The sequence below is a fragment of the Pseudomonas sp. Pseusp18 genome, assembly GCF_059506005.1.
In genome coordinates this window covers 693,126-717,031 of record NZ_CP169240.1, presented here as the reverse complement: position 1 = coordinate 717,031, position 23,906 = coordinate 693,126, and the positions used below count along the sequence as shown (strand labels likewise).

The 23,906-nt window shown below is 52.8% G+C and carries 22 protein-coding genes and 1 pseudogene; 12 read left to right on the top strand and 11 right to left on the bottom strand.

What is annotated here, in order from left to right; translation table 11 throughout:
- Positions 1–87: 87 nt before the first annotated feature.
- From ACEN9A_RS03075 to ACEN9A_RS03060, 4 genes are read right to left on the bottom strand one after another with little or no spacing between them, the layout of a single operon-like run.
- The gene (locus ACEN9A_RS03075) at positions 88–381 is read right to left on the bottom strand and encodes a hypothetical protein (protein WP_413387732.1); all 294 of its coding nucleotides are present in this window, start codon (positions 379–381) and stop codon (positions 88–90) included.
- The gene (locus tag ACEN9A_RS03070) at positions 378–1,358 is read right to left on the bottom strand and encodes an integrase domain-containing protein (protein ID WP_011332381.1); all 981 of its coding nucleotides are present in this window, start codon (positions 1,356–1,358) and stop codon (positions 378–380) included. The genes ACEN9A_RS03075 and ACEN9A_RS03070 overlap by 4 nt, the downstream gene beginning before the upstream one ends.
- Positions 1,342–1,695, bottom strand: a complete 354-nt coding sequence (locus ACEN9A_RS03065; protein WP_011332380.1) for a hypothetical protein — start codon at positions 1,693–1,695, stop codon at positions 1,342–1,344. Before ACEN9A_RS03065 ends, ACEN9A_RS03070 begins: the two co-directional genes overlap by 17 nt.
- The gene (locus ACEN9A_RS03060) at positions 1,688–3,088 is read right to left on the bottom strand and encodes a YfjI family protein (RefSeq protein WP_413387729.1); all 1,401 of its coding nucleotides are present in this window, start codon (positions 3,086–3,088) and stop codon (positions 1,688–1,690) included. Before ACEN9A_RS03060 ends, ACEN9A_RS03065 begins: the two co-directional genes overlap by 8 nt.
- Positions 3,089–4,677: 1,589 nt before the next feature.
- Between ACEN9A_RS03060 and ACEN9A_RS03055 the strand changes: the two genes are divergently transcribed.
- Positions 4,678–6,405 (top strand): ATP-binding protein, encoded by a 1,728-nt coding sequence (locus tag ACEN9A_RS03055; RefSeq protein WP_011332378.1) that lies wholly within the window; start codon positions 4,678–4,680, stop codon positions 6,403–6,405.
- Positions 6,381–6,887, top strand: a complete 507-nt coding sequence (locus ACEN9A_RS03050; protein WP_146615301.1) for a hypothetical protein — start codon at positions 6,381–6,383, stop codon at positions 6,885–6,887. The genes ACEN9A_RS03055 and ACEN9A_RS03050 overlap by 25 nt, the downstream gene beginning before the upstream one ends.
- A gap of 170 nt (positions 6,888–7,057) precedes the next feature.
- Here ACEN9A_RS03050 and dndE read toward each other — a convergent pair whose 3' ends face one another.
- From dndE to dndB, 4 genes are read right to left on the bottom strand one after another with little or no spacing between them, the layout of a single operon-like run.
- The gene (gene dndE, locus ACEN9A_RS03045) at positions 7,058–7,417 is read right to left on the bottom strand and encodes a DNA sulfur modification protein DndE (protein WP_011332376.1); all 360 of its coding nucleotides are present in this window, start codon (positions 7,415–7,417) and stop codon (positions 7,058–7,060) included.
- A complete protein-coding gene (gene dndD, locus ACEN9A_RS03040; protein ID WP_413387725.1) occupies positions 7,414–9,396 on the bottom strand; it encodes a DNA sulfur modification protein DndD in 1,983 nt (660 codons plus the stop codon). Before dndD ends, dndE begins: the two co-directional genes overlap by 4 nt.
- Positions 9,397–9,398: 2 nt before the next feature.
- Positions 9,399–10,889, bottom strand: a complete 1,491-nt coding sequence (gene dndC / locus ACEN9A_RS03035; protein WP_011332374.1) for a DNA phosphorothioation system sulfurtransferase DndC — start codon at positions 10,887–10,889, stop codon at positions 9,399–9,401.
- A gap of 15 nt (positions 10,890–10,904) precedes the next feature.
- Positions 10,905–12,056, bottom strand: a complete 1,152-nt coding sequence (gene dndB, locus ACEN9A_RS03030; RefSeq protein WP_262415120.1) for a DNA sulfur modification protein DndB — start codon at positions 12,054–12,056, stop codon at positions 10,905–10,907.
- 843 nt (positions 12,057–12,899) lie between these two features.
- Between dndB and ACEN9A_RS03025 the strand changes: the two genes are divergently transcribed.
- The 8 genes from ACEN9A_RS03025 to ACEN9A_RS02990 all read left to right on the top strand — a co-directional run bounded on the left by ACEN9A_RS03025 (position 12,900) and on the right by ACEN9A_RS02990 (position 18,724).
- Positions 12,900–13,592 (top strand): hypothetical protein, encoded by a 693-nt coding sequence (locus ACEN9A_RS03025; protein WP_413387722.1) that lies wholly within the window; start codon positions 12,900–12,902, stop codon positions 13,590–13,592.
- Positions 13,589–14,215: a class I SAM-dependent methyltransferase gene (locus ACEN9A_RS03020; protein ID WP_011332371.1), complete on the top strand. Its 627-nt coding sequence runs from the start codon at positions 13,589–13,591 to the stop codon at positions 14,213–14,215. The genes ACEN9A_RS03025 and ACEN9A_RS03020 overlap by 4 nt, the downstream gene beginning before the upstream one ends.
- A 533-nt stretch (positions 14,216–14,748) precedes the next feature.
- Entirely contained in the window at positions 14,749–15,117 is a 369-nt protein-coding gene (locus tag ACEN9A_RS03015) for a DUF6124 family protein (protein ID WP_258672327.1), read from the top strand.
- A 35-nt stretch (positions 15,118–15,152) separates the two neighbouring features.
- On the top strand, positions 15,153–15,410 hold the full coding sequence (locus tag ACEN9A_RS03010; protein WP_018929441.1) for a hypothetical protein: 258 nt from the start codon (positions 15,153–15,155) through the stop codon (positions 15,408–15,410).
- A gap of 144 nt (positions 15,411–15,554) precedes the next feature.
- A complete protein-coding gene (locus ACEN9A_RS03005) occupies positions 15,555–16,595 on the top strand; it encodes a DMT family transporter (protein ID WP_309475229.1) in 1,041 nt (346 codons plus the stop codon).
- Between the two features lie 227 nt (positions 16,596–16,822).
- Positions 16,823–17,191: a DUF6124 family protein gene (locus ACEN9A_RS03000; RefSeq protein ID WP_019651036.1), complete on the top strand. Its 369-nt coding sequence runs from the start codon at positions 16,823–16,825 to the stop codon at positions 17,189–17,191.
- A gap of 436 nt (positions 17,192–17,627) precedes the next feature.
- On the top strand, positions 17,628–18,320 hold the full coding sequence (locus ACEN9A_RS02995; protein WP_258672326.1) for a DUF433 domain-containing protein: 693 nt from the start codon (positions 17,628–17,630) through the stop codon (positions 18,318–18,320).
- Positions 18,317–18,724: a PIN-like domain-containing protein gene (locus ACEN9A_RS02990; protein ID WP_018929437.1), complete on the top strand. Its 408-nt coding sequence runs from the start codon at positions 18,317–18,319 to the stop codon at positions 18,722–18,724. The genes ACEN9A_RS02995 and ACEN9A_RS02990 overlap by 4 nt, the downstream gene beginning before the upstream one ends.
- Positions 18,725–18,945: 221 nt before the next feature.
- On the opposite strand, the gene ACEN9A_RS02985 is transcribed toward ACEN9A_RS02990, so the two are convergent.
- Positions 18,946–19,470, bottom strand: a complete 525-nt coding sequence (locus tag ACEN9A_RS02985; RefSeq protein ID WP_258672325.1) for a GNAT family N-acetyltransferase — start codon at positions 19,468–19,470, stop codon at positions 18,946–18,948.
- Between the two features lie 193 nt (positions 19,471–19,663).
- Between ACEN9A_RS02985 and ACEN9A_RS02980 the strand changes: the two genes are divergently transcribed.
- Positions 19,664–21,103: an ArnT family glycosyltransferase gene (locus ACEN9A_RS02980; protein ID WP_258672324.1), complete on the top strand. Its 1,440-nt coding sequence runs from the start codon at positions 19,664–19,666 to the stop codon at positions 21,101–21,103.
- On the opposite strand, the gene ACEN9A_RS02975 is transcribed toward ACEN9A_RS02980, so the two are convergent.
- Together ACEN9A_RS02975 and pmrG are read right to left on the bottom strand one after the other, a co-directional pair.
- On the bottom strand, positions 21,054–21,917 hold the full coding sequence (locus tag ACEN9A_RS02975; protein ID WP_258672323.1) for a phosphatase PAP2 family protein: 864 nt from the start codon (positions 21,915–21,917) through the stop codon (positions 21,054–21,056). The two genes, ACEN9A_RS02980 and ACEN9A_RS02975, sit on opposite strands and share 50 nt — an antisense overlap.
- 34 nt (positions 21,918–21,951) lie before the next feature.
- Entirely contained in the window at positions 21,952–22,623 is a 672-nt protein-coding gene (gene pmrG / locus ACEN9A_RS02970; RefSeq protein WP_019651030.1) for a lipopolysaccharide core heptose(II)-phosphate phosphatase PmrG, read from the bottom strand.
- A gap of 260 nt (positions 22,624–22,883) precedes the next feature.
- On the opposite strand from pmrG, the pseudogene ACEN9A_RS02965 reads away from it, so the two are divergent.
- Positions 22,884–23,897, top strand: a pseudogene (locus ACEN9A_RS02965) (methyl-accepting chemotaxis protein); the annotation flags it as partial.
- Between the last annotated feature and the right edge of the window lie 9 nt (positions 23,898–23,906).

Sequence of the window (23,906 nt, the reverse complement as noted above, 5' to 3'; positions counted from 1 at the left end):
AGGAGTGACGACAGTTGCCAGATCTCTGGTATGCCTGCGCTTTTTCAGCCAAGCCCCTGAGTATGGGAAGGCTCCGCATTCCCATACTCAGGGGCTCACGCTTAAAGATCTATCAGGCAACCTCAATTTTGCCTTCCTACGGCGGATCAACCCTGCTGTTAACTCGTAGTAGTAGACGGTACCTGGAGCTGAGCATCGCAAATAGTGCTCCAGAAACCATCTCTCGTGCTTTTCTTTCCAGGACCAGGGCGAAGCGCATCTCCAGCGCTCACGAATAGCCTCGTGCATCCTTTCTGCCTGTCTGATGTGCCGCTGCCGCGTGGCATGTGCACCTTTGAGCACGGGGCGCAAGAACAACGCTATGTCGAACTCGGCCGTCATCCCCGACCTCCGATGTAGGCACTCACCACATCGATGCGGTTATGTCCCAACTCATAGCTGATCTGCTTACGGGCTCGCTGATCGAGAGCTCGATCCTCTTGATGAACACGACCACCATTAACGGGTGCCGGAAAGCCGATTAGTTGCTCATAGCGCTCGCAGGCGTAAGCCGCCCGCAGTTCATGAAAGCCTTTCAATCCATGCTCATGCAGGATGTCCCGCGCCGGTCGTACGATTGTCTGTAAGAAATCTTTGTAGCTTTCATCAGGTGTTAACAGATTCCGACTGCCCTTGGGTGAGGCCTCACTGGCCCTGTCGAGGGCGCCACGAACTTGATCCGTGACCGCAATCCAACGCGGTGCCGATGCGCCTGATCGACCGCCTTTGGTGCCGTCCTGGATATTGATCTTGCCCAGTTGCCGAGCCTCACGTCGCAGCCGGGGCAAGTCCGCCAAGATCGCTTCACGAAGACGCATGCCGGTCTCCCGAGCAAGGAGCACAATGGCACTCACCCTCGATTGCTGACGATCTGACAGAGCCCGCGCGATCAACTCGACCTGCGCACGGTCTTGGCCTTGCGGAGCCTCACTACGCACGCTTGAGCGCTGCAAGCCAAGCGCCTTACTCGGACTTGGGATTTTGACGTACTGATCACCGCGCAGCGCGGCCATCGTTCGGTTCACGCTGGACAGTCGGTTCTGCGCGGTGGCAACGCCGACATTGCCCTGATCAACCTGTTTCCGCACGTGGACGGCGTACCGCATGAGGATCTCGCGGTCAATCTGGCGCGCGTCGTTGACCCTCGGTCCTTCATCGGATCGACACCAGTGCACGAACGCCTGCCAGCGATCACTATGGGCTTTGACGGTAGCAAAATGGCCGTCGCCAAACAGGTCTTTCAGTGCTTGCGGTCCAGCATAGCTAAGCTGGCGACCGAAGCCAAAATTGCGCCCGGCTCGCTTACCGACCCGAGCCATTTTTCTGTTCCTGGTCGACTGCCGCGAGATCATGCAAAAGGGCTCGCCAGTGCGCACTTACAATCGCGAACTGAGCCCAATCAGTCGGGCGAAAACACAGCGTGTTGTCGGTGACGTAAAGATGCGCACCCTCCTCTTTCAACCATTGAATAATGGCTGTCGTAGAGGCGATAGCTTTATGGGTGGTGGCGACACTGGCGACAGCGGCGACAACCCTTGTCCTGCCTGGTTTTGAGCGTGGCGACAAAGTGGCGACAGTAGCGGCGACAAATCGCGCTTTGGGCTCCTTTTGACGCTGAGCCAGATGGTTGCGCAGCGCTTCATCAAGATTAAACATGGCGCACCTCGAAGGTGTGGCCATCAGTGATCAACCACTGATGATCAATCAACTCGACCAGCAGCTTGGCGGCATGACGACTGCTCTTGCGGGCAAAGCGGGGACCGTTGCGATTCAATTCACGAATACTGAAACGCTTCCAATCTTTGACCTGCAGCCAGCGCAACAGCCGGTCCGCCTCTTCTTTTACCCTGCACACCGGCTCCTGCTCGGTCAGGCGCTGCATCTCGGTGAGGTAGTAGCCAACTAAGGCCGAGGCCCGCTGGATATGGTCGACCTCCACGACACTGCTCTCCTCCACAACGGCCAAAATGCCGGCGACGCGCAAAAGGTTGTCGGCGGCCTTCGAACCGCTGGGCCGCACGCTGGCCAGCTCGCCAAACTCACCCAGTTGAGCTTCGATAGCATCATGCAAATCAATCCAGCGACGACGCGCGAGCGGACTGAGACTCAGCGTTGACAGCTGCAAGGCTCCGTCAGGGGAAAGTGACCAAGGCTGATAAAACAGAGCAGAAAGGCGGTGATGATAGCGCTTGAGGGCGGCGTCTATGGACAAGTCGACAGCTTGGTAGCTACGTTGCCCGGCTAGACTGGTGGGCCAGGTCATCAGGCAGCGGGCGAGAATGCCTTGGCCCTGCAGCAACGGGTCACTGAGTAACTGCATGGCCAAATAAGGTTGCAGCATCAGGTGCAGGCTCAGGCGTCGGTCATAGGCTCGTAGGCTTTCGCCTGCCAAAGAGCGAGCACGATCAATCGGGCTACCGTCCCAGAGTGACGACAAGGTCGTGACCGCTTTCAAACGGTTGTCCCGACTCATAGTGCTGCTGCCGAGGAATTGTCCGCCCTCGTCACAGAACAGCCCCATGCTCGGCAAGTCATGGCAGAGCCCCTTGATCAGGGCCTCGATCGTCGGGTCTGTGGTTATCAGCCGAGGGGCCGAAGGCTCCGCTTCGAGCGGTACGCTATTTGTGGGAGCGGGATCGGCAGGATTGATACGCTGCGCTTGTCGCTGTGCGGCACGGTACCGAAAGAGCTGCTCACGATAGTGTTGCCACTGCTCACGCTCCCATTGCCGGGCTGGGAGCAATGCACATCGATCCGCCGCAGTTTTACGATCCCCTGACGCGGCCACCGTGATCAGGTATAGCGACAAGGGATAACTTCTCCCGTCGAGCTGTAAGCCCGCATGTCCTTGGGTGGCCAGCGCCGAGGCAGCCAACACCGATTGCGCGGCTAACGCCTGGGGCACGCCGATGACCTCGGCCATGCGCTCAACAGCTGGCCCAAGAATCCCACCCAATGCCTGCACCGGATAAGACTGGGCCACGGGATTCGACTCAATCAGCGGTCGAGGTGGTCGTGGTAGTTCAAGCTTCGGATCTAACTGCTGCATGGCCCTCTCCTCGTTCATTGCTGGTTGTCCTCACGTAGTCCCGCCACGGCTGTTGAGTGTTATCAGGGATCAAGGCCCCTGCGGCCTGTGAGGTGTTCACTGACGCGGAACGAACGGCTCCTTACGACCGGGTGCAAGGGCAAAAACCCATGAATCTGGCCTCCGTAGACGCAGCTGAAGACGCGGGCGGGTGGAGGCTGTGCCGACTGACGAGTTCGGCACCTGGAGATCCTGAGTGGGAGAAGGCAGCAACATTGACACCTGGGGCATGCCTGACTGTCAGTCAGGTGCAGCCTTTCCTTAGGCTGCGGCACCGGTGCCTGTGTTATTGCGGATGGTAACGAATCGGAGTTGTCAGGCCGATTGTCACGAGGAGAGTTGCGGCAATGCCTTGTACGACGTGGCTTGCAGCAGTGGTACGAGGGCCCGTCTCTTTCCAGGATAAAGAGACGGGCGCAGTCTGGCGCAGCGAAGTGTGCCGAAAGGTGAGGTTGCTGCAGCGCAGCGAGGAAGGTCCATCGTCTGCCGCAGTGGGCAGATCAGTCGAGTAGGCATCCATCACTCTTGGGGAGTGACCGTGCGAGCCGCCGGATGCTAATCGCACTTTGGGAGAACCACCACGCAAGTGGCATAGCCTTAAAGGTTCTGGCTATCTGGGCTGGAGCTGTCAACGACAGCGATCCGTGCGCCAATTGTTATACCCACTCGAAAAGGCGGTCAAGCGTCACGGCCAAAGCGTACAAAAAGTGGCGACTGTCGCCACTTTTGTCGCCGTGCTCCAGGCCAGACAGGACAGGGGTTGTCGCCGGTGTCGCCGGTGTCGCCTGCTCCCTAGCTTTAGGCATGCGAGATGAAGATCGAACAGGCCGTTGGCGAGCCTGCAGGGAAGATGCACCGAACCGGATACGACAGACAAAACTGACGGACGGATTGGATGGGGACTGGAAAACCGAAGGAGCTGTAGGAACAGGTCAACCCTCCGACCGGCGCGATCATAGATCGCTGGGTCGGAGGGTTTGGCGATTAAAACCAACGTGAGACGGCAAAGAAAAACGACTCCCACATTAAAGCAGCTGGATCCGAAAGCCGTACGCAGAATGGTCAGCGTCTGCTGCAAAGGAAGGAAAACGGGACTGATCGACCTCCTGTAAATCGCCCAGGTGATGCCGCATGCCATTTCAGCGATCGGGCACGCCTCTGTAGCTATACAGGCCTGTCAGGAGTTCGTCGCCCACGTTCCCTAAGTCCGAACACGATATGAGATCTCAGGCTTCGCGACGGCGTCCATACATTCAATCTCGCATTGATGAATGCGCCTGCAGAACTCGTCTGCCCCGATGTTGAGGCTTGCGAAATGACCTCGCTGGGGTGAGGATAGCGCCACCTGTGTTATTTGAGATGTCGACATGATCAACATATCCAGTGTGGGGAAAGATGACAAGTTTCAAACCAGCCTATACGGATTCGTTTAAGCATCCGAAATTTCCAAGAGTCATCGTAGTCTAGCTGCCCAAAGTATTATAACAATAATCTTTAGGAGAGGGCTGCCGAGATCACCAATATATTGAAGGGCTAATGGAGGGCTAAAAATGAGCAGTGCAGAATCAGTTAACGTAGGTTTCGACGCGATCCGCGTTTGTGAGGCGATCGCAAAAATAGGCTATGAGCCATACACCGCTATAATGGATATTATAGACAACTCAGTTACCGCAGAGGCGTCAACTATTTCCATTTCGGTAGAATTGAGACCAGGAAAAACGCTAAAGAATAGGAATAGTGTATCAAGCTATAAAATAATGGACGACGGCAAAGGCATGTCTCACGACGAGATAGTCAATGCCTTCACCTTAGGTTCGAAAAGAAACTACGGTAAAAACAGCCTTTCGAAGTATGGCATGGGCCTTAAGTCGGCAGGCCTTTCTCTCGGAAGCAAAATAACGATCACAAGTAAAAAAGACGGAGTAATTTCCGACAAGTACACTTTCGACCTCGAGGAGATTGAGAAGGAGAACAAGCTTGCTTTGATAAGACAGCCGCTCACGGAAGCTGAAAAGTTAGATTTCTCAAGCGATGTAAACGGCTCAACTGGAACCATTGTAGAGATTGCGGGATGTGAAAATGTTAATCAATCCTCGCCTGGAACCACTTTATCAAAGTTGAGGGAACGCCTTGGCGTTGTCTACTATACTTTTCTCAAAGACGAAGAAAACCCACTAAGCATTAGAATCCGAACTGCGCTAAGTGATAAAAAAGGGGAATATGAGGAAATAAAAGCAAAAGATCTGCTATTTACTGAAATGGCAAGTAAAAATACCGGTTGGTCGCTTGATAGCTACGACTTCTTTAGTCCATACCTAATTCTAGATGAAGACTGGGATTCGCTGCGGGATAAAGATAATAATCCATTACCGGCTATAAAAATTCAAGCCGTGGCGTTCCCTCAAGCGAGGATGGCAGATGAAAAATCCCCACTACCTATTGACAAAAAACTAATTGTAAAAAGCTATGGAGTATCACGCGAGAATAGTGGATTTTTCATATACAGAAATGGACGCCTTATACGATGGGGAGATGGATTAGAGCGCGCAACGGGCAAGCCGCTGATAACCAAAGACGATATCAACATTCGGATCAGATTCGAAATTCAAGATGTGCACGACGACGTTTTACATGTCGACGTTTCAAAGCAGCGCCTAGAAATTGATGACGAACAAATATATAACCTTGAGACCATTATATCCAAAGCAATTCGGATAGCCAAAGAGATCCGCACAGCTTGTCATGAAAAAATTAATCTTAAAAAAGGCGAGGGAGAAACGTTTAGCCAGTCGGTGAGAGATGTACCAGAGGATGACCCTCAACAGATGGGCAAAGGGGAAGTAGAGCCCGAAACACTTTCACGACAAGAAAAGAAAAACGAGGAAGCTCAGTTAGCTCTTGATAAAATAGCAGCTGAGAAAAAAGAAAATGGCGACATTCTTGACTTAGAAGCTGACTTTCAAAAAATCAGATACTCAAATAAGATACCCTTTGGACAAGTATGGAAACCTTACTTTGATTCAAAGGAAGGAGTTTTTGTTTGCATAAACAAAAACCACCCTTTTTATGACGTATATTTGAATCGATTTGAAGACGGGTCAAAAGAAAGACTAACAGCAGAAGCCTTAATCTTCGCTTCAGCATTAGCTGAAAGTAATGTTTTTTCTTATGAGACCACCGTTACGCAAAGCGATCTAGAACGGATATTTCGTCGTTTCCATAGCAACATACATCAATTTCTGCAGGATTGGACATGGGAAAACACCTCGGAGGATTAATTACGCATTGCGGAACCGTTTGGGGAAGTCGCGGTAGATCATATCTTTATATGATCCTCACAACTGACCACGCCTACATCGGCGAAACTGGCAACCTCCCTACCTCTAGGTGGGGAAGCCATCTCAGCAAGGCTAACAGTTCGTTCTCTGAAAAACTTAGGATAGAGCTGGAAAATACCTCTTGCCCAGACTACGATGAGGATTTTGTTTATATCGGCCTTTATTGCGGCGTAATTGAGGAAGAGGAGAATGAAAAAAGAAAATACGCTCGAGTTGCTATTGAGGAAGCGATTCACCGGGAGTACGTGCTAAATGGAAATAGATTCGGCGGGATAAAAAAGCTTCTATCTCGACCGAGCTCCCGATCCTTGCGGATTACGCTAGGATTCGACGTAGACTCATATGCAAAGCATGCAATTGAGCTATTAGTAGGCGAATACAATAGATATCGAGAAAGTGCTGACAAGGCTGCCTCCCTGTAGAGGCGGCCTCAAGCCGTCGACAGTTTAAATGGTTTATCTTCTGCTCATCTCTATTGGGAGCCCACCATATAAAGTAGTAGCTGTAATAGAATATGGCAACGAATGTCCTTCGTCCAGAGCTGTATTACAACCCAGATTATCTACCTACCACCTCACAAAAGGTGGCGAGCCTACTCGAGCATGAATTCGAGGCGCTCAGATCGCCCAGACAGAAATGAAAGCCCTCTGTGGACATGTAGAGTTATATATCTCTTAATACTCTCATCATCAACATGCTGAGCATTGTTTTCGGACCAAGCTTTTACTAGATTAATATAAAAGTCTTCATTTCCAGTCGTGAACGTTTTCCAGTCAATTTCAAGTCCACCCAGGAATGACAATTCTTCTTGGATCAACTCTCCTGGAGTAGCAAGAGACATACAGAGCGCATATCTACAAATAGTATTATTATGCTCTAGACCATAGCGCCGCTTCAGCGTTGATAGCTGTACCTTCGCGGCGGCAGTTAAGCGAATTCGATCAATAATCATAGGGTATCTAACTGGAACTGTTGAGTATTTATACTAACGACGCTACGGCGACTTTCATCATCGAACATCAATGAATATTCACGACTCATATGTTGTTCAAGTGCCATATGTACAGTACCCTCGACCTCTTCGTCTGTAGAGAGAACCATTACCTGATGCGATATCTTGGCAAAAAAATTGTGAACCAATGCTTCGCGATGACTGCGATCCAGCCGAGCTAAAGGCGTATCGACTATCACAGGGAACCGCCCCTTGCGCTCCCGAATCAACGCGCTAAGCACAGCAATAGCCAAAATTTGCCTTTCCCCTGCCGATAGGCGCTCCATGGGTAATGTATATCCATTAACATCTTCGATGGAAACGGCATAGGTCTCTGCCTCTACCAATACTCGAGAAATAAGATTTCGCTTTCGCAATAGCTGTTTAAATTCTGTGGTAATCATCTCAGATAACCACTGAGCCTTAGATGCCAGCAACCTCTCGCGGAACAGGCCTAAGACAACTTTTGCCCGGTCAGCGGCCTCCAAAGCTTTAAGATGGAACGCATTCTCTTTTAGCTCCGCCCTTGCCCGCGCCGATGCTGCTTGGTACCGAAGCTCGAAATGAGCCTGTTTATTGCGCGCCTCTTCCAGCTCACGGCTCAACTCATGCAGCTGCAATTCTGCTGCCGACACACCTCGCGTGTGCTGCTGCATTGCCTCGAATACGGTACTAAGCTGCTCATGTGCAGGAATCTGATGCACCGCATCTTGAGCTTTTTCCATTGTTCGTTGAGCTGTGGCAACGATTTCCTTTGCGTCTCTTAGACGCCGCTTAGCTTGCTGGAACTGCGCCTCAATTTCAGTAGGATCCCCTCCCGAAAGCAGTATCGGAATATGAGACTTGTCGACTCGCAAGCCTTTTAGGTCAGCGGCGAATAGCTCAGCAGCTATCGATATAACATGCGGCGCATCGAGCGCAAGCCGCTCAAGAATACGCTGGTCCCGCTTTGCGAACTCTTCGACGATCAGATCGTTGTGCTTCGACTGGTGATCCTTCTGCCAATATGCTTTATAGGATTCCCAAAGCGGCCCGAGCCAGGTCAAAGGTAAAATCGGGTCTTCAAGTGCAGTTACTAACAAAGCGCGTGCTCGTCCGTATTCCTGCTCACACAGCGCTAGGCGGGCGCGTAGCTGTGCTGCCTGTTGGTAGGCATCCAAACCGCTTCTCTGCGCTTCGATTGAAAAGCTTTCGAGCTTACGCTGTGCTTCGTCGAGGTTTGTCCTAGCGTGTGCTTGTCGCTGTGAGAGCATTTCAATACGTTGTTCAAGCTGTTTGAGCTCTAACTCATATTCAGATGTCTGGCTATGGTTGCCGGCGCAATCGGTGGGCAACACTTTCTTATTGGCACGCCGCTCGACCGCTTTGAGATCTCCTGCCAAGGCGTCAATACCACCTAAGCCAAGGAAGACCTCAGTAGCCCGGCGCAGAAGCGCAGGCAAACGCTCCGGATTAGCCAACGCTTCAATCTTTTCACCATCGAAAAAGAATAGATGCACTAACTCTACCGGCAGAATTCCATTAATGAATTCATCCCAGTCTTCCGCAAGAGCCAAATCTTCCATGTGCCCTGCAAACACGCGGAACTGCTCTCGGAATCCCTTTTCCTTTGGATGCCACTCTCGACGTAAGGTCAGCTCTTGAATATAGTGCCCCACTTCAACACTCAGATGCATCTCGATTCGAGCTGGCCCAGTAGCATCTGTCCGCTGCAATCCAGCTATTAGCTGCTCGTACTCGGTACGGCGCGCTATGTTGATCGCTTTATAGCCATACAGTCCTATTTGGAGCGCTGTAAGCAACGTAGTTTTTCCACTGCCATTTAATGCTTTAAGCAAAATGACAGGTCGGCCAGGCATGACACTTAGGTCAAAGTTTTGCCGCTCACGAAACGGACCTAGGTTCTCAATCGATATCTGATTGATGGATAACTTTGCCATACTTAGTCTTCTTCTGCCTCTACCGCTGTGAGCGGGATAAGCTCTAGCTCTTCTCCGCCATTTATTTCTTCCTGACCATCCTCAAGATTGCTTCTCGCAAACTCCAAAGCTTCATTTTCGGTACGAAACGCATTAGCCTTGAGAACTTCTTCCAACCTATCTAAATGATGTGAACGCTTTTGACTTTGCATGGACTGATATTGTACCGCCAACAGATTCCTCGCCAGCTGATAAAGTCGCCCACCAGCCTCGGAATCGACCTCATTAGCTACATCGTTAAGTAGTGCAAGGTCTTCAGGCTCAAGCGGGTGTTGCTCCATTGCCTGACCTGGATAGGATTGCTGAAGGACGCGTTCGTAGATTTTCGGAACTAGATCCTCAATTTCTCCCTTCTCCTCAACCCAGATACGGCGTATGGCATCAATTTCTTCAATAGAAATCAGTTCTATCTGATCATGCCCAGGTATTTTAGCGTTTCGTAAAGTGAGCTGTGTACGCAATAATTCTTCGAGCAACTTAGCACGATAACTCTGTAAGTATGGGCCATGAATCAGCTCTGAGGTTTCCCCCTTACCCATAATTTTTACCCGACCATTCATGCGTTTAAAGTCGCGCTTGTCCCAGTCTTGGATGCTTAAATAGGTATTACGGTAATCTAGGATAGGTTTCATCCATGATTTCTGGTCGTCGTTCTGAATCATCGCATGCATCGACTTATCTTGCGAAACCATAGTGCAGACATAACAGCCAAAGCGGCTGTCCCCGCAACTTGGAGTCGACTTATCCACAACGACTGGGCACTCGGCGTCTGGAGTCGCCCCCTTATAAATATCAAACAAATCTTGGTTATCAATACCCCATGGGTTCTCATCGGTGAGAACATACATCCAGACGTCGTCACTCGTCCAAGTTTCAATAGGCAGATAGACCCAAACACGCGATAATTTAGGGTCGCTGTTACGGCTTAAACGATCACGCGTGCTTCCACTATAATGATCTAAGACCTTGTCACGTGCTTGGCTTTCACCGCGCCGCTGCCCCAACACTAGAATAGCTTCGCTATTGGCCTCCGAAAGCTCTTGGATAAATTTAGTAGAAGCGCTGATTTTTAGTCGATCAGTGCACCAACGAAACCTATTTCGTGGGGCAGGATATCCTTTCCCAATCAAATTGACCCAGAACCGATGTTCAATGCTTGGAGTCAACCGATGGGGACGGATTGGTAGGCCTTGACGATCAGCCTCTACTTTCATGCGCGCCAGCGACGACTGAACCCATGCTGCGATCACTGGGTTTTCCACTAGAGTATCCGTACTTATTACGTGAATTTCTTTAGTGCGCTGTTCCGAGGGTAGCGCTGCAACGGCCTTCCAAATCAATTGCAACGAAGCTGTCGAGTCCTTGCCTCCGCTATAACCGACAATCCAAGGCAAGGAGTCGGAACTATAGAGGGTTTGTATTTCTGCAATAATGGCCTCAGGAGGAGTGGTCATGGTATATTCCGATAATTAGCTTGTGGCCTGACGTGCGGCAAGGAATGCGTCTTCTATAACTTGTTCTTCAGGCGTCAAACCCAAACCAAGCGAGAATTTTATTTGATTGCATGTTAACGTAATATTCTGACTATTCTTAGCCATCCGTCCGCCTATCATGGCGCGCCCCTCCCAAGTAGCACTATTAGTTCGCGACCAATCGATATCGCGTAGATTTTTTAGCGCCGACTTAAGATCCGGGCGACCATCAGCGGTTCGATAAACAAATTTTCCAACGCGGCCTAGCGCTTGCAGCACAATCGCATGTGAATGGATGAAATCTTGCCGCACCTCTCCCGCAGTCATGCGACTCTCACGTACATGAGTCCATTCGGGTATTTGCTCTCCAACCACCTCCCAAAACTCATTGCATCTCTTCGAAGCCCAGGTAAAGTCTTCTAGGTCCTTCGCGCTAAGCATCTCAAGAATGGCAAAGTGTAAAGCACTTAGAGTGAAAAGCTTGCGAGATCTCTTGGAAAGTGAAGATCGCTCCGATTCGACCAAGTTTCGGAAAACCCGCGAAGTAAGCCCAAGGTGCTTAGCTACGCTCGCGGCCGCATTACGATGATCATAAAGAACACTAAGGGAAGGTGAAGGCTTCACTGCGTGTCTATTGAGGTCCGCAAACATTTGCTGACACCGCTCAAGACCACGATCATGAAAAAATACAACCGCGATGGTTTCGTCACCTAACTCGGGACGCTCCTCAAGTGCCTGTTCTATCGCGGCTCGACGATGCTGTCCGTCATTCACGACAAACTTGGCATCCATATCGACAGTCAACGTTCCCATACGAAAGTGAGTAGTATCGTTGGTACCGACAGGCTCAAAGCCAACTTTGCCATCTATAGATGCTGTGATTGCCGAAAACGTATAACTATCAGTATTAGAGAGGATATAGCGAGCAATTTCAGGAACGCGCGTGCGGTTGATGGATCTCTGAGCCCGCAGCTCAGGCATAAGCTCTTCGTTGTCGAAAACGAAAAGCTTCGCGAGGAGACGTAACGGGCACATGGAGACGTAAAATTCCCGCCCGGCTTGCACGCCGCGGATGGCTGGAAACGTGTAGGAAAATGGACTAGTCATGCCGGAGGATTTTAGCATGTTTATGTGCAAATAAACAAACAAGCCCTCTCGATAACACAAACAATATATCGCTTTCTTTGGGGGGATTTTGATGTGTCGAAACGCCAGTAGCAGCCGTGTCTAGCAGCCGATGGCTCAACGCAGCAGTTTGGACAAGAACGCTAATGAAACAGAGTCATACGGCGTACCTTATGATGGAACCAGCAAGCCAGTTGCGTCATGTGGCGAGAGCTAGCAGTGAGGGTCAAGGCTCTGGAACGCCTAGAAAGGTTCAGCTCTCCGCCCTCCATAAAACCCAGCTACCTACCGTGCCATTTCGACGGTTCAGGCGGCTTGCCCTAGGCGACGGTCGGCTGGAAGTACGATCAGCATGGGAGGCGTAGAGCAATTCTACAGGTTGCGAAGTCATGAGTGTGCGATCGACGATGAACCGCACACTCATCTGCAGCCGGACGCAATTCAACTCGCAGGCCGTCTAGGGACTCCCGACAGTACTCCTTAGAAAAAACGGTTACGATCATCCTGTTTCCCGACCAGTACGCTTTCAACCACCGTCTATACGGCTTGGATGCCAGCTACTAAGACTAGAAGACCAACCCCTCCTAACGCCGTGAATTGACCGACGGCCTGCACAGCTTGCTTCGTTGCCCCACCCCAACGAGTATTCTTGCAACAGCGTCGCCCTCACTTGCCCCCCGTCGCGCACGCCCCAGACCTACAGTCCCGCAGCCCCCCGGTCCCGCAGTCCCGCAGTCACCTGCCACATCCTAACTTGCGCCAACAGCAGCTAGGCCATGCTCATCAGCGTCGGGCCATCTGCAAAAGGTACTCGTTGCTTGACCTCTAGCGCTGAACGAGCTCCCGGTCCGCATCGACAGTTAGCGTTTGGCTGGCCCCAAAATACGCTTTCGGACACCATTCGAATCGGAAGCGAAGACATCTTCTATTGCTCATTCCGCCCTATGTGGTGGCCTGGCTGATACCCGTCCCTCAATCCGCATTGCTGTCCACGTACCGATTCCAGTTAGACTGGAGCTAATCATTGCCAACCAGACTGTGAAGTCGATGAACGAAAAAAACTACGAAGCACTAAAGCATAAAAATTCTAAAGATCTCGAGCTCTTGAAATGGCAATTCAAAAAAGAAGAGCTCAGCTACGTTGAAGCTGGGCAACACTTAAGATCACTAAACCAGCAGCTGTGGCAGGTACCTAGTATGGTTATTGCCATAACTGGAGGCATCTGGTTTGGAGCAGCTTCCATAACTAGCGACATACCAAAAGTACTTGCGTTATCTTTCGCGGCGGCTGTGAACATTCTGACGATCCCGATCATCATTCGGCTCAGACACCTAATTCAAAAATATATAAAACTGCAGCTTGCATTCATGAACAAGGAAGACGGCAAAGGAGGTCGAACAGTTATCACTTGCTGGATTTTACTACTATCGATTGCGGCTTGTTTGAGCATCGCGGGCGCTAGTCATACCGACAAGATCAATATTGAAACCAAAAAAACAGAACCTTCTGCAACAGAATTCCATCTTCACCTTCAAAAGATAGAAGTATTTATCCAATGACGACAAAAAATATTAACTCCTGGGCAAACTATGACGCCGAAAGCTCTCTGTACTTCGAAAATTACAACAAGGTATACTTCTCCAATGTTCATAGACAATTTGTAAGCTTTCTACCTAAAAACAGCAAGGCAGAAGTGCTGGACATTGGCTGTGGCTCTGGACGCGACGCACTGTCGCTTGCACGTCGAGGATATCAAGTGACCGCTATTGACCCCAGCATTAAAATGCTAGAACTCGCACAAAAAAAGAACAAGCATAGGAATATACGCTGGCTGAATGACAGCCTTCCAGAGCTCTCAAAACTCACCCATAATACTTATGATTTTGTGCTGATGAGTGCCGTATGGATGCACATAGCGCCTTGGAATAGAAACATATCAATCCAAAGAGTAAGCGAACTACTTAAAGCTGGCAGTCGATTAGCAATAACCCTAAGAATAGGAGATCCCGACCCTAAGAGACTGATGTACTCCGCAAATCTGGAGGAACTTTTGCAACAGGCTGCCGACGCCGATCTTTCACCAATATATATAAGCCGCGAAAACAAAGACTCCTTAAAGCGAAAAGAAGTAACCTGGAGAAAAATTGTATTTCAGAAAAAAGAGAGATCGACCTCTCTTTAACTATAACCGTTATTTATCCTGTAGGATACGCTAGCAGATCAGCCCAAGAATCATGATTCAGCAATCGATCGTCAGGCGGCATATGGCGTGCTACGGGCACGCATGCGAGGCCGAACACCGGTCCGCCGCCGATGGTATGCCAGATGGTAGCCCACTCCAATCTCAAGAAACATATTTATCAATACAATTAGATAGATATCACGATGATTCAAATTACCCCGGCTCCACCAATCCGAAAACGACAAAGCCCGCCAAGTGCGGGCTTTGTTGCATCTGGGAGTTGGCGTCCAGGCACCCATCGGCAGCCAGCCCAGCGTCGCCCCCCCAAACGCCACGACAAATCCAGAACCTCCTTCCAAAAAAATTCTGGCTGGCATCCGCCCCGTCCTAGGAAAATTCCCTCAAGTTGTGGCGAACCTCATGAACTGGCGAGTAACAATCCAAGAGGATAACCTTCCGTCTTCGCTGCAACCCGGCGGACGGTTTTGACAGGCCGAAAAGCGTAGGGATCCCTAACCTTTCGGAGTTCCTCAATGAAAAAGACCAACCCACTTGAAAACCCAACCCTTTCAGAGTCGGAAGACCTCGACCTGACCCAACTCTCCCAAGCCACCCAACGCGCCGTCAGCGCCCGCTTGCGCAACCCGAAACAGCCCGATCCCGTGAGCCATGTGTTCACCATCCTCCCCGACGTCGACACCCCCACCCTGCTCGGTCACGCCAGCGAAACCCTGGCCTCCCTGAACGTCATGACCACCGACCTGGCCGACCATCTCGAAGGCTCGCATCGCAACGTGGCGTTGGCGATGCAGCAACTGGCCGTGCTGGCCGAGATGTTGATCAATCGAGCGCTGGATAATCTCGATTCGCCCATGCCGGCGGTCGAACCCGTCTGCCACTGAGTGATCGCGCTCGTTGATCGAATGGAGGTTTTGTCATGGATCGATACATGCCGATCACCGGCATCGACTGCACTATCGCGTCGCTGCTGATCGACACCGAAGCGCCGCTGGATGTGCTGCATGAAACGGCGGCTTACCGCATCCGCACGGCGACTCAATTACTGGAGAGCTTCGCCGTAAGCGAAGGCGTTCACAGTGAGCTGGCGCGGGTATTGGTGACTTCGTTGCGCGATGGTTGCGATTTGCTGGATGTGGTGGGGCGGCGGTTGCAGAGGCAGGTTTCAGCGTCTTAACGATTCCGGCAGCCGCGCCCCCAACGTAAAAAGGCACCTGACGAGCCTATCGCAGGTGCCTTTTTTGTGGATTCGATTCAATGCGCTGTCGATGCATGACGAGTATCGTGTTTCTCAACCATGCCTTTTGCTACGGAACAGATGATGAACAAAAGCGTTTTATACGCCTTGGGTGCTGCAGCGCTGTTTGGTGCCAGTACACCGCTTGCCAAGGTCCTGGGGCTGAACGTTTCACCCGTCTTGCTCGCCGGTTTGCTTTACCTGGGAAGTGGCTTGGGTCTCACGGTTACCCGGCTGATCCGCGATCGCGGCTGGCAACCTGTCGGCTTAACCCTTTCCGAATGGCCATGGCTCATTGGCGCTATCGCGTTCGGCGGCGTGCTGGGGCCGGTGTCTTTAATGTTTGGCCTTACCCTCACATCAGCTACCACTGCTTCGCTGTTGCTAAACCTTGAGGCGGTGTTAACCGCCCTGCTTGCCTGGATGCTGTTCAAGGAGAACGCCGACCGGCGGATCGTCGCTGGAATGATCGCAATCGTTGCCGGTGGCGTGCTCTTGGGTTGGCCTCAAACTTCCGCAGGGATCCATGGCTGGGTTGGCCCGGTCGCCGTGGTGATTGCCTGTTTTTGTTGGGCCATCGATAACAACCTTACCCGGAAGGTTTCCGCATCGGATGCATTGTTCATCGCTGGCATCAAAGGATTGGTCGCCGGGGTCGTCAACTGCGCTTTGGGGATTGCTCTTGGCATGCATCTCCCCGAGTTATCTCTATTGGGGCCAACGCTACTCGTAGGCTTTTTGGGCTACGGCGTTAGCCTGGTGCTATTCGTTTTGGCTTTGCGGGGGCTTGGCACCGCGCGCACAGGTGCGTACTTCTCTACTGCACCGTTCCTGGGGGCCGCTATTTCGATCCTGTTGTTAGACGAAGCGGTGACGTGGGTGTTTTGGGTGGCCGCAGGCCTGATGGGGGTTGGCGTCTGGATACACCTGACCGAAAGCCATTCTCACGAGCACCAACACGATCCGCAAACACATGACCATCCGCATATTCACGATGAACACCATCAACATGAACATGCCTTTGAGTGGGACGGCACTGAACCTCATAGCCATTTACACGACCACGCTCCCATTAAACACAGTCATCCGCACTATCCCGATATCCATCACAGGCACCAACACTGAGCGACTGAGACGGCGTGGCGGTTGCTCAGGGCCAACAGTAGTGAAAAAGGATTTCTCTGACAGATTAGAACCACGTCATCCTGGGAATTTTCCCGCAACCCGTAGCGACTGCCATGAACTGGCGAACACCATTTCTGGAAGATAGTCTTCACCCTTCGCTGCGACCCTGCGGATGGTTTTAACAAGCCGAAATTACGTAAGGATCCCCAAACCAATGGAACGCCCTTATGAAAAAGATCACCCGAATCCCACTGAAAAACCCAGCCACTTCACAGCCTGAAACCCTCGACCCGACCCAACAGCCCAAAACCACCGAACGCTCCGTCAGCGCCCGCCGGCGCAACCTGAACAGGAACATCTTCAGCGTCCGCCCCGACGTCGACATGCCCACCCTGCTCGCTCACGCCAGCGAAACCCTGGCGTCCCTCAACGTCATGACGCTGGACTTTGCCAACCGACTCGAAGGCCCACAGCGCAATGTGGCACTGGCGCTTCAGCAGTTGACGATGCTGACCGAGCTTTTGGTCAACCGAGCGAAGGATAACCTTGATCCGAACGCGTCGGTGGCCGCGGGAGAGCCTCCCGTTCTTCACTGAGTGATCGCGCTCGTTGATCGAATGGAGTCTTTACCGCTCCCCCAACACAAAAAGGCACCTGACGAGAATATCGCAGGTGCCTTTTTGGGCTTTGAATGGGTAGGGATGTTCTGTATGCGTGACAATTGAAGCTGAATGTTACTTATACGAGACAATGCAGTGTCAGACGACTCAACACTAGGTTTCATAATCTGCAACTTACTGTCGACTCAATAGACGACAGAGTAGCCACAGCCACGTTTTCGCCCAAGCGACTTACAGGACAGGGTTTTCAGAAATTTCCTGCAAGCCGTGACGACTCCGAGCTGATTGTGTAGCTCACGCTTCAAACCTACTCTGCCCAAACAAAACAGCGGTTCGTCCCCGACCAGTTGCTTGAGTTCACCCTTACGACCAGAATCCATCCATCGGATCACCTGCTGACAAGGAGGCCAACATGCAAAACATTAAGCTACCTAGCCGCCTTGTCGGCATTGGCTTGTACACCCCAGCAGAAGCTTCGCTTTACACCGGGATTTCAGCTACCGATATACGCCGCTGGTTATTCGGATACACCGCCCACGGTGTTCAGCATCCGGGGCTTTGGGACTCAGAGCTGTCTGATTTGAACGAGTGCGTTCTAGGTTTTCATGACTTACTGGAAATTCGTTTCGTTCATGCTTTTCGCCAACACGGCGTAAGCCTGCAAGCCATCCGTAGTGCCTCGCAGCAAGCAAAAGAGTTGTTTAACCAAGCGTACCCATTCACCTGCAAACGCTTTCAAACCGACGGACGAAGCATCTTCGCCACGGTGATGGGTGAAACAGAGGATGAGGCACTTCTGGACTTGATCAAGCGACAGTATGCATTCGAACAAGTCATCAAACCTTCGCTCTATGAAGGTATCGACTACACAGGATCAGGCTCAGCGCAGCGCTGGTATCCGGTCAAACGCAGCAAAGCCATCGTTCTCGACCCCTCTCGAAACTTTGGAAAACCTGTCCTGTCAGGTACGGGAATTGACACAGCAGCCATTTTTAGCGCCTACAGAGCTGAAGGCAGAGACGTCAAACGTGTAGCCCGCCTCTATGAAATACCTATTGCTGCAGTTGAGGCAGCGGTCAGTTTTGAGCAAAGGAATGCGGCTTGAAGTTCCTATTGGATAACAATCTTCCCCCTGCGTTGGCCCGAGCCTTGAACGAACTGACTAAAGCTGAGGGCCATTCGGTACTGTCTTTAAGGGATAAATTTCCGCAAAGCACCGCTGATGTGGCATGGATATCAGTGCTGAGAGAAGAAGGTGGATGGGCTGTCATCTCTCAAGACAAATTCACAAAAGGTGATATTGAAAAGAGAGCGTTCCGCGAGTGCGGACTGCCGGTCTTCTGTTTGGCCAAGCATTGGGGAAACGAGTCTTATTGGAACAAAGCGCATAACCTGGTGCGATGGTGGCCGTCGATCATGAGTCAGGCACATCTGAATGGAGGTGGCGCTGCGTTCCGCGTACCGTGGAAATGTCCGGCGCACGGAAAATTTGATCAAATAAAAATATAAACCCCGAACCGTGACAGGGCTTCTTTTCATTCATACCTTTGGTGAAGCTACGAGCGACTGAAGCCATCCATCCACATGAATTTTTCTTCACCCCACCGCCCCCCCTCCAACCTGTACATTCCCCCTCGCTCATTCAAGAAACTACGGTTTGCCCGCCCTCCCGCGGGCTTTTTTTTGCCTGCGATTTGGTTAGCGGTCGGTTCCAGTGACTGCTCCCACCCTCATTTCAACCGATACAGATACGTATCCTGCGCCTCATGCGGCTGCAAACAAGCCCTCTGATAACACCGTCTGATCAAACCAAACCCGGCCGCTTCGGCCAGCCGCTGGCTCGCCACATTGGCCGAGGCGATGGTCAGGTAAAACGTGAATCCGGGCATGCTTTTGATCAACGCTTCAAGCGCCGTGCGCATATAGCCTTTGCCCGAATACTCGGTATTGACCCAGTAGCCGACCACATACCGGTTACGGCGCCGGGGCTTCAAGCCAATGCAGCCGATGATCGCGCGCGCGGTATCGTCGACGATAAACAGCCGCCGCTCACCGGTTTCGCTTTTGAATTCATCGACTGCCCGCGCGAGGAACGATCGGGCCTCGTCCTCGGTGGTGCAGGGTTTGGCCCAGGGCAGAAATTCGCAGTGGACTGTAAAACTGGCGTTCAGCGCATGCTGCAACGCTTTACACCATTCGGGGTCGGGGGCGCTCAATCTCAATGTGTGAGTGCCAACCGTCAGCGCAAGCTCCATTGCATCATCCTTAACTACCAACTCCATGACGTCAGACAATAACAGCGCCTGGAAGGACGCTGCTACTCAGATCGCCCCCCGTTAGTGCTGCCCCAACGTCACCCGTCACCTCTCGCTGGCCGTTCATGTTTCGTTAAGCATTCAACTCGTATGCTTGGGGTTCCCGGTCCCCTGCTCGGTTAGCCAGAAACTCATGTCACGCCCCGTCTCTTCACTGTTTCTACTCGCCGCTCTGCTGTTTTTCTTCGCCCTAAGCAACCACCAATTACAAGGTTCCACGGAGGCCCGGGTCGCCGGAATTGCCATGGAGATGCACCTGGATAACGACTGGGTGACCCCGCATTTGTTCGGCGAGCCGTTTCTTGAAAAACCGCCCTTGAGCTTGTGGCTCGACGCCGGGGCGATTCGCGCATTCGGTGGTACGCCGTGGGCGGTGCGACTGACGTCCGCGTTTGCCGGGCTGTTCAGTGTGATGCTGTTGTACACGATGCTGCGGCGATTCAACCGGCCCAAGGTTGTTGCCTGGACGGCGGGGATTTTGCTGGCGACCATGGCCAGTTATTGGAGTAATACGCGCAGCGTCGGCGAAGACGCGTTGCTGGCCTTCGGCGTGAGTATGGCGCTGCTGGCGTTTTTTCATGGTCAACGGCACTCGACCGTCGGCAATGCCCTGCTGTTTGCTTCAGGAATCGCTATCGCGACCTTGAGCAAAGGCGTGCTGGGGCTGGCGATGCCGGGGGTGGTGATCTTCGCGTATCTGCTGGCCGAAACCTTGATGGACAAACGCCTGAAGCCCTCGGACTGGCTGCGCCCCGGCCTGTTGACGCTGTTGGGATTGGTGCCGCTGATGATCTGGCTCGCGGTGCTGTATCAGCGCGATGGCGTGCATGCCGTGGGGGAAGTGTTGCTGACCAATAGCGTCGGGCGCTTCAGCGGCTCCTTCGTCGAGGCCGGCCATTACGAGCCGTTCTACTACTACCTGGCCAAGCTGCCGGAGGCCTTCGCGCCCTGGAACATTCTGGTGTACCTGGGGCTGTGGCACTTTCGCAAAAGCCTGATGGCCAATCGTTACCTGTTGTTTTTCACGGTGTGGCTGCTGGCGCAGTTCGTCATGCTGACCCTGGCGTCGAGCAAACGCACGGTGTACATGATGTCCATGACGCCGGCGGCGGCGGTGATTGCCGCGGAGTATGCGAGAGTGCTGTTCGAGCGGCTTCAAGCCTACACCGGTGCGTCGACCTTGCCTGGGCTGATTGTCCGGCATCGTCGTGGTGTAGGTGTTGGCGTACTGGCCGTGGTGATCGGCAGCTACGTCGCTGCGGCTCAATGGGCATTGCCTCACGCTGATCGCACACTGTCCTTCCTGCCGCTGACCGAACAGATTCAGGCATTTCAGGACAGCGGGCAGCAGGTCGCGTTGTTTCAGGCCAACGAGCGGGTGGGCGGCGCCAGTGTGTTCTACACCCGGCGCGTACTCAAAGGCCTGGATACCGAGGCGCAATTGCATGAGTTTCTGAGCGCCTCACCGGCTAATGTGGCACTCATGTCTGGCGTAAATGAACCCGCCGCGCCCTTGAAGGTGATCAAGACAATGAAGGTGGGGCGTCAGGCTTACTACTTTGTGACCCTGTAAACGGCTCAGCGACGGGTAGCGCAGCCTTCTGCAACAACGGCAGCTCCAGCCGCGCACGCCCATAAAACGCCAATGCCGTCAGCAAACACGTCAGCCACACGAAGATCCCGGACCAGAAGGTGTGGGACATGTAGTGCCAGCCTTGCAGAACTCGTGTCGTGCCATAGACGAAACCGAGCAGCAACGAGCCGTACATCACTGCTTTGGCGTACCGCCAGCGGTAGCGGCGAGCCACGAAGTACAGCGCGAGCATGGTGAAGCCGCCCGACGCATGCCCACCCGGCCAGCAGCGACCGTCACCGGCTTCTTTCAGCAGGTCAAAATTCTGGTACCACTCCTTGTGCTCGATTTTCCCGGCGTACTGAGTGGTTTCAACCGGGCAATACACACTGGTGTGGCTCTTGAGGTAGTGGATAACGCCGGTGCTGATGGAAAACGCGAACACCATATACAGGAAGTCTCGGCGGTGTTTACTAGCGAACCGAAGCACGGGCGCGACTTTGATTTTTTCCAGGAAGGCGATGATCTTCGAATGTTTTTCAGCCTTCAGTCGCGGCCAGAGAAATGACAGCACGGCGCCGATGATCGCAATCTCACCGGTCCAGTTCGGGATGATCCGCGCCCATTTATGGGTGATCTGCTCGAACAGACGGACATGCTCCAACGGAAACACCTGGGTAACCGGGTCATAAAAAAGATCGCTGAAAGCGATGTCGATTTTGGTCATGTCAAACATCAGAAACACCGCGACCGCGCAGGCCAGCGGAATACCAAAGTTCACCCAGTAAAAGCGGTAACGGGAAGAAGTCAGCATCGTACGTCCAGATCCAGAGGGATGAAGAAGAAGCTCATTCGGTGGTCACCGAATGCCAGTCAGAGGCTTCGATGGAACCAAGCATACGAGGTTCCTGAGGTTTTTCAGCGGAGATAAACAGAGAAGCGCCGTAGCCTAGAGTAGCAGTCGGCAGCTTGAGCTCTTTTTCGAGTTCCGCCATGCACTCACTGTGGGTCACCAGAATCAGGTTGCGCCCGGCCACTTTGTGCGCCAGGGCATCACGTAACATGCTGCCCCGGCAGTTGATCAGCCAGTCTTCGCCGACGCCGACCTTGTTGAACATATAACTGGAGGTCTGTGCCGCACGGATGACCGGACTGTTGTAGATATCGGCCTTGTTCAGGCCCAGATGTTCAAACTGCGCACCGACCCCCACTGCCACACTGCGCGAGCGATCTGTAATGCCATCATTGCCAATCAGACAGGCGGCGGTGGAGTGATCGCAACGCTCAACGTGACGCACCAGCACGATCATGTCGCCCTTGGCCCAACCCGCAGCCAGCGCACGGGCACCCGCCACATTGCCATGGGCCAGATCGGGCACAGCCGCAGGCCGCAACAGCCACACGGTCAGCGGAATCACCAGCAGCAGCGAGGCCACGATGACCGCGGCGTTTCGATAACGGGCCAAACGGCTTAGATCGATCGAGCGTTTTATCCCGAACAGACTCAGTCTCAATTCCACGTTTAGCCGCCTCGCCGGCATGCATCACAATCATACAAAGCCACCAGAGTAGAGAGTCTCGCGTCGGCTGCTGGTGAAACCCATGTGAAAAAAAGCTTAAGACCTGCGTAAAAATCTTGTTACAGAATCCATCCGACAAAATCCTTTCAGCTCCCGGGATTGCGGCCGATACATACCTGCTACACACCTTGCTGGCTCCCAAAAACAAAAATCTTCCAGCCAACCGACGATCAAAAGCGCAACGTTCCTGGAGGAATTTGATGAATAGCTGGTTCGGCAACATCAGCGTGAACCTGAAACTGGGCCTGGGATTCGGCCTGGTCCTGGCACTGACCTGCATCCTCGCCCTGACCGGCTGGACCAGCCTGGGCGGGTTGATTGACCGCAGCAACTGGATGAGCGACATCACTCAGCTCAATGCCGGCCTGACCAAGCTGCGCGTGGTTCGCCTGCAATACATGCTGACCAACGGCGACGAAACCGCCGCACAGACTGTGCAAACCACCCTGGACGGTTTTGTTGCTCAGCAAACCGCCCTGCTGGGCAGCTTCAAAAACCCTGAAAACGTCAAAATGCTCAAAGAGCAGGCCGCGACCATCGCCGATTATCAGACGTCGCTGAACAAAATGCGCAGCGCCTACCGCACCGGCAACAGTGCCCGCGAAGCCATGGCAGCCAACGCCGAAACCGCTAGCAAGCTGATCGATGCGATCAATATCCGTGTGCAGCAAATGCCCTTGAGCGATCAGCGCTTCGAACAGTTCCTGGCCATCACCGCCGCCAAGGAAGCGTTCATTCTTGCCCGCTATGAAGTGCGCGGCTACACCGCCAACACCAATGCCGAGACCGAGCAGAAAGCCGTTTCCCAACTGGATGCGGCCATCGCCAGCCTGAAATCACTGAACACACATTTCGCCGAAACCCAACAAGACGCCCTGCGTCAGCTGGAAACCGCCCTGAGCAACTACCGCAGTGCCTTGCAAGCCTATAAAGCCGCCAACAGCGATGCGGTGCAGGCGCGTAAGGAAATGACCGATCAGGGCGCCGCCATCGTGACCCTGAGCGATAAGCTGTATCAATTCCAGCTCGACCGCCGTGATGCCGAAAGCGCCCAGGCCCGCACACTGCAATTGATCAGCACCTTGCTGGCGTTGCTGGTGGGCATCATCGCCGCCGTGGTCATCACCCGTCAGATCACCGGTCCGTTGCGCGATACCCTTAAAGTGGTCGAACGCATCGCCGGTGGTGACTTGTCTCAAGACATCAAAGTCACCCGCCGCGAC